Origin of the sequence: Diaphorobacter sp., from assembly GCF_050251835.1 — a bacterium.
In the GTDB taxonomy this organism is placed as follows: domain Bacteria; phylum Pseudomonadota; class Gammaproteobacteria; order Burkholderiales; family Burkholderiaceae_C; genus JBFXIE01.
Genome location: NZ_JBFWLZ010000018.1, coordinates 54,777 through 60,776 on the forward strand (window position 1 = coordinate 54,777; position 6,000 = coordinate 60,776).

Annotated in this window: 5 protein-coding genes; 2 read left to right on the top strand and 3 right to left on the bottom strand. The window is 64.4% G+C overall.

The features are described from left to right. Window positions 1–42 precede the first annotated feature (42 nt). Together AB7E35_RS08380 and AB7E35_RS08385 are read left to right on the top strand one after the other, a co-directional pair. Window positions 43–2,022, top strand: coding sequence for a peptidase U32 family protein (locus AB7E35_RS08380; protein WP_428167402.1), 1,980 nt, complete (start codon window positions 43–45; stop codon window positions 2,020–2,022). A 192-nt stretch (window positions 2,023–2,214) separates the two neighbouring features. Further along, on the top strand, window positions 2,215–3,498 hold the full coding sequence (locus AB7E35_RS08385; RefSeq protein ID WP_428167403.1) for an O-acetylhomoserine aminocarboxypropyltransferase/cysteine synthase family protein: 1,284 nt from the start codon (window positions 2,215–2,217) through the stop codon (window positions 3,496–3,498). Between the two features lie 93 nt (window positions 3,499–3,591). On the opposite strand, the gene AB7E35_RS08390 is transcribed toward AB7E35_RS08385, so the two are convergent. The 3 genes from AB7E35_RS08390 to AB7E35_RS08400 all read right to left on the bottom strand — a co-directional run. Further along, a complete protein-coding gene (locus tag AB7E35_RS08390; RefSeq protein ID WP_428162507.1) occupies window positions 3,592–4,179 on the bottom strand; it encodes an OmpW/AlkL family protein in 588 nt (195 codons plus the stop codon). A gap of 158 nt (window positions 4,180–4,337) precedes the next feature. Then, a complete protein-coding gene (locus AB7E35_RS08395; RefSeq protein WP_428162508.1) occupies window positions 4,338–5,327 on the bottom strand; it encodes a DUF808 domain-containing protein in 990 nt (329 codons plus the stop codon). A 113-nt stretch (window positions 5,328–5,440) separates the two neighbouring features. Continuing rightward, on the bottom strand, window positions 5,441–6,000 hold a 560-nt coding region (locus tag AB7E35_RS08400; RefSeq protein WP_428167404.1), incomplete at its 5' end, for a phosphoribosylformylglycinamidine synthase subunit PurQ.

Below are 6,000 nucleotides of genomic sequence, written 5' to 3' on the forward strand. Positions count from 1 at the left end.
TGCCCCAGCGCGCGAGGGGTTCGACTGGGATAATCCCGCCCCATGTCCCTCCTGCCCCACCAGCTTGAACTGCTCTCCCCCGCGCGCGACGCCGACATCGGCATCGAAGCCGTGAACCACGGCGCGGACGCCGTCTATATCGGCGGCCCCGCCTTCGGCGCGCGGGCCACGGCGGGCAATGACATCCGCGACCTGGAGCGGCTCATCCACCACGCGCACCGCTTCAACAGCCGCATCTTCATCACGCTGAACACCATCTTGCGCGACGACGAGCTGGAAGATGCCCGCCGCATGGCCTGGCAGGTGTACGAGGCCGGCGCCGACGCGCTCATCATCCAGGACATGGGCCTGCTGGAGCTGGACCTGCCACCCATCCAGCTGCATGCCAGCACGCAGACCGACATCCGCACGCCGGAAAAGGCCCGCTTTCTGCAGGATGCAGGCCTGTCGCAGATCGTGATTGCCCGCGAGCTGGATCTGGCCCAGATCGCCGCCATCCGCGCCGCCACCGACCCCAGCCGCACCACGATTGAATTTTTTGTGCACGGCGCGCTGTGCGTGGCCTACTCGGGCCAGTGCTTCATCAGCCACGCCCACACCGGGCGCAGCGCCAACCGGGGCGACTGCAACCAGGCCTGCCGTCTGCCCTACGAGGTGCTGGACGGTCAGGGCCGCATCATTGCGCACGAAAAACACGTGCTGTCGATGAAGGACAACAACCAGAGCGACAACCTGCGCGCCCTGATCGACGCCGGCGTGCGCAGCTTCAAGATCGAGGGCCGCTACAAGGACATGGGCTACGTGAAGAACATCACGGCCCACTACCGCAAGCTACTTGACGAAATCGTCGAGGGGGGCACGTTTGCCCGTGCATCCAGCGGGCGCACCACCTTCACCTTCACGCCCGACCCGGACCAGAACTTCAACCGCGAGTTCACCGACTACTTCGTCAATGGCCGCAAGGACGACATTGGCGCGTTTGACACGCCCAAGACGCCGGGGCGCGCCATCGGTTGGGTCACGCAACTGGGCGACAACTGGTTCGAGCTGGAAGTGAGCGACAAGGCCTGCGTGCTGCACAACGGCGACGGCCTGTGCTACTACAACCTGCAAAAAGAACTGGTGGGCGTGCACATCAACCGCGCCGAGAGCGTACATGCCGGCAAGGGCATCTGGCGTGTGTTCCCCAAGGACCCGATTGCCGGCTTCAAGGATTTACGCAAGGGCCTGGAGATCAACCGCAACCGGGACATGGACTGGGTGCGCACGCTGGAGAAAAAGTCCAGCGACCGGCGCATCGGCCTGTGGGCCGGCCTGCAGGAAACCCCGGATAGCCTTTCGCTGACGCTCACCGACGAAGACGGTTTCGTCGGCAGTGCGGCGATCCCCCACGCGCACCAGATCGCCACCGAGGCGGCCCGCGCCGAAACCACGCTGCGCGAGCAGCTGGGCCGCTTTGGCACGACGATTTTTGAAGTCCACGACCTTGCGCTGCAGTTGTCGCAGCCGTGGTTTGTACCGGCATCGGCCCTCAACCAGCTGCGCCGCGACGCGCTGGCGTCACTCGAACAGGCGCGTGCCAAGGGCTTCGTGCGCCTGCCGCGCGCCACCCCCGTGGAGCCGCCCGCGCCCTTCCCCGAGGACACGCTGACCTATCTGGCCAACGTGTTCAATCACAAGGCGCACGACTTTTACGTGAAGCACGGCGTGAAGGTGATCGACGCCGCCTACGAGTCGAAAGAGGAAGAAGGCGAAGTCAGCCTGATGATCACCAAGCACTGCGTGCGCTTTTCGATGAGCCTGTGCCCCAAGCAGGCCAAGGGCGTGATCGGCGTGAAGGGCACCATCAAGGCTGAGCCGCTGCAGCTGATCAATGGCCGCGAAAAACTCACCCTGCGCTTTGACTGCAAGCCCTGCGAGATGCATGTGGTGGGCAAGATGAAGAAATCGGTGCTGAACCAGCACCGCAAGGAGATGCAGGAGCACCCGCTGCAGTTCTACCGCACACGGCCAGTTTCCTGACCGGCCGCCTGCTGGCCGATAGTTTGCGCCATAGCCAAAACACGCTTTAGCCCGCGTGAGCAAAGCGCCAGCAGCTATAGACTAAATAGCAAATTTTGCGCGCATAAGCACATAGCCAACGCATCTTTCCAGGCCGTTGCGCCTTGGCCGACAATGCCCGGCCTATCTCCAACACCCCAAGGAAGACACACGATGCGCATCGAAACCCTGGCCGTTCACGCGGGTTATGCACCCGACCCCACCACCAAGTCCGTGGCCGTGCCCATCTACCAGACGGTGGCCTACGCCTTCGACAGCGCCCAGCACGGTGCCGACCTGTTCGACCTGAAGGTGCCCGGGAACATCTACACCCGCATCATGAACCCCACCACCGACGTGCTTGAGAAGCGCGTCGCGGCGCTGGAAGGCGGCATTGCCGCTGTGGCCGTGGCGTCGGGCATGGCGGCCATCACCTACGCCATCCAGGCCATTGCCGAGGCGGGCGACAACATCGTCAGCGCCAGCACGCTGTACGGGGGCACCTACAACCTGTTTGCCCACACCTTCCCGCAGCAGGGCATCGAGGTGCGCTTTGCCGACCCGCGCGACCCCGCCAGCTTTGGCAAGCTGATTGACGCGCGCACCAAGGCCGTCTTCATCGAATCCATCGGCAACCCCCTGGGCAACGTGACCGACATCCGCGCGCTGGCCGACGTGGCCCATGCCCACGGCGTGCCGCTGATCGTGGACAACACCGTGCCCAGCCCCTACCTGCTGCGCCCCATCGAGCACGGCGCCGACATCGTGGTGCACTCGCTCACCAAATACCTGGGCGGCCACGGCAACAGCGTGGGCGGCGCCGTGGTCGATAGCGGCAAGTTCCCGTGGGCCGAGCACAAGGCCCGCTTCAAGCGCCTGAACGAGCCGGACGTGAGCTACCACGGCGTGATCTACACCGAAGCCCTGGGCCCGGCCGCCTACATCGGCCGCGTGCGCGTGGTGCCGCTGCGCAACACGGGCGCGGCCATCTCGCCCCACAACGCTTTTTTGATCTTGCAGGGCATCGAGACCCTGGCCCTGCGCATGGACCGCATCTGTGACAACACACTGGCGCTGGCTCACTACCTGCAAGCACACCCCAAGGTGGAATGGGTGCGCTACGCCGGCCTGCCTGACCACCCGGACCATGCGCTGGTGCAGCGCCAGCTGGGCGGGCGGGCGTCGGGCATTCTGTCGTTCAGCCTCAAGCAGCAAGGCGACGACCCACGCGCCGCCGGTGCGCGTCTGCTGGATGGGCTCAAGCTGTTCACGCGACTGGTGAACATTGGCGACGCCAAGTCGCTGGCCACGCACCCGGCATCGACCACGCACCGCCAGCTCAACCCCGAAGAACTGGCCAAGGCTGGTGTGACCGAAGGCATGGTGCGTCTGTCGGTGGGCATCGAACATATCGATGACCTGCGCGCCGACCTGGCACAAGCGCTGGAAGCCGTTTGACCGATATTGCGGCGATCCCGCATTCAGATTCGGAATAAAAAAGGCCGGTGCATGCACCGGCCTTTTTTCACCTTGAAGAACTTGCAGGCAGCATCAGAAACGGTAGCCCACGCCCACGCCGATCAGCACCGGGTCAACCTTCAGCGTGCCGACGCCGCGGACATCCGTGTCGATGTACACCTTCTTCACGTCGAGGTTCAGCGACCAGTTCTTGTCCAGCAGGTAGTCAACGCCCACCTGCAGCGCGCCGCCCCAGCTGTTGCGCTTCACGTCCAGACCGGCAGGCAGCTTGACGCTGGAAAAGCGCGTGTAGTTGATACCAGCGCCAACGTAAGGCTTGAACGCGCCCATGCCGGTGAAGTGGTACTGGGCCAGCAGCGTGGGCGGCAGGTGCTTGAGCGAGCCGATATCGGCACCGTTCAGACGCACGTCGTGCTTTTGCGGGTAAGTCAGGATCAGCTCTGCCGCAATGTTGGGCGTGAAGAAGTAGGACACATCCACTTCAGGCAGCCACTTGTCGTTGACGCTCACACCGGCAGCGCCAGCGGTGCCACCGTTGTCGCTGTTCAGATGCACGGCACGCGCGCGCACCATCCAGGAACCTTCCGTCACCTGCTGCGCGAAGGCAGCGCCGGAGGTCATTGCACACAGAACGGCCAGGGTCAGAAGATTCTTTTGCATAAGGATTCGTTGTTTCGGTTATCCGGGGACGACCCCCGTGACTCATATTAAGCCTACGAAACGACAGGACAATATTGCCGTAGATCAAATCGCGCAGGGCCCGGCACTGCGCCGCGACGGGACAGTTTCACGAATGCAACACACAACGAGCCCTGCTTTCAGTGCCCAGCAGATGTGCCGCGCAGGCGCCCCAACAACATCCAGCCGGCCAGCACCACAGCCCCTGCCACCAACCCTGCCAGCGCATTGAGCCCCTGGGTCGCCAGGGCCGACCACAGCCCGCCCAGCGGCAGACCGCCCGCCGCAGCGCCCAGGCCCTCGATGGCGTGGTGCAGCGCGGGAACGCCGTGCACCAAAATGCCACCGCCCACCAGAAACATGGCCGCCGTGCCCACCACCGACAGCGCCTTCATCAACCGGGGTGCCGCTGCCAGAATGCCGCGCCCCAGCGTCTGCGCGGCAGTGCCGGTGCGCTGGCTCAGCCACAGGCCCAGGTCATCCAGCTTGACGATGCCCGCCACCAGGCCATAGACGCCCACAGTCATCAGCACGGCAATGCCCACCAGCACCGCCACCTGCTGTGCCAAAGGTGCGGTGGCCACCGTGCCCAGGGTGATGGCAATGATTTCGGCCGACAAAATGAAGTCAGTGCGCACGGCGCCCTGGACCTTGTCCTTTTCCAGCGCAACCACATCCACCGCCGGGTTGGCATTGGCCTGGATGTGCTGCGCATGCGCAGCCGCGTCTTTCTGGGGGGAGTGCAAGAACTTGTGCGCCAGCTTCTCGCAGCCTTCAAAGCACAGAAAAGCCCCGCCCACCATCAGCAAGGGCGTGATCAGCCAGGGCAGAAAGGCGCTGATGAGCAGCGCCGCGGGCACCAAAATTGCCTTGTTGACCATCGACCCCTTGGCCACGGCCCACACCACGGGCAGTTCACGGTCGGCACGCACACCGGTCACCTGCTGGGCGTTGAGCGCCAGGTCATCACCCAGCACGCCAGCCGTCTTTTGCGCCGCCACCTTGGTCATGACGGACACATCGTCGGCCATGGCTGCGCTCTTTTTGGCAGCCACCTTGGTCATCAGTGCCACGTCGTCGAGGATGGTGGCGATGTCGTCCAGCAGGGTCAGAAGGCTTGCACCGGCCATGGTCACTCCAAATAGTCAGGGAATGGCATTATGACCAGAACCGACTCCAGCGCTTGCCCATCAAGCGCTGGAGGCTATGGTTTTAATAGTGCCGTCGTCTTTCGTCGGCTCTGTCAGCCCACCCACTTGCGCGCGTTGCGCCACACGCGCATCCAGGGGCTCAGCGCATCCTTGCCGCCGGTGGCGGCCAGGTCGGTCCAGCTCATCTGGATGTTGCGCAGCACCCGCTCGGGGTGGGGCATCATGGCCGTGAAGCGGCCGTCTGCCGTGGTCACGGCCGTCAGGCCGCCTGCGCTGCCGTTGGGGTTGAAGGGGTAGCGTTCGGTCGGCTGGCCGTGGTTGTCCACGAAGCGCATGGCGCGCACCACCTTGTCCGCGTCGCCGCGGTACTGGAAGTTGGCATAACCCTCGCCGTGTGCCACGGCAATCGGCAGGCGGCTGCCGGCCATGCCCTGCAGGAAGAGGCTGGGCGACTCCAGCACCTCGACCATCGACAGACGCGCTTCAAAGCGGTGGCTCTGGTTCGTCGTGAAGCGCGGCCAGTCCTGCGCGCCGGGGATGATGTCGGCCAGCTCGGCAAACATCTGGCAGCCGTTGCACACGCCCAGGCCGAAGGTGTCGGTGCGCGCAAAGAACTGGCGGAACTGCTGCGACAGGCGCTCGTTGAAGGTGA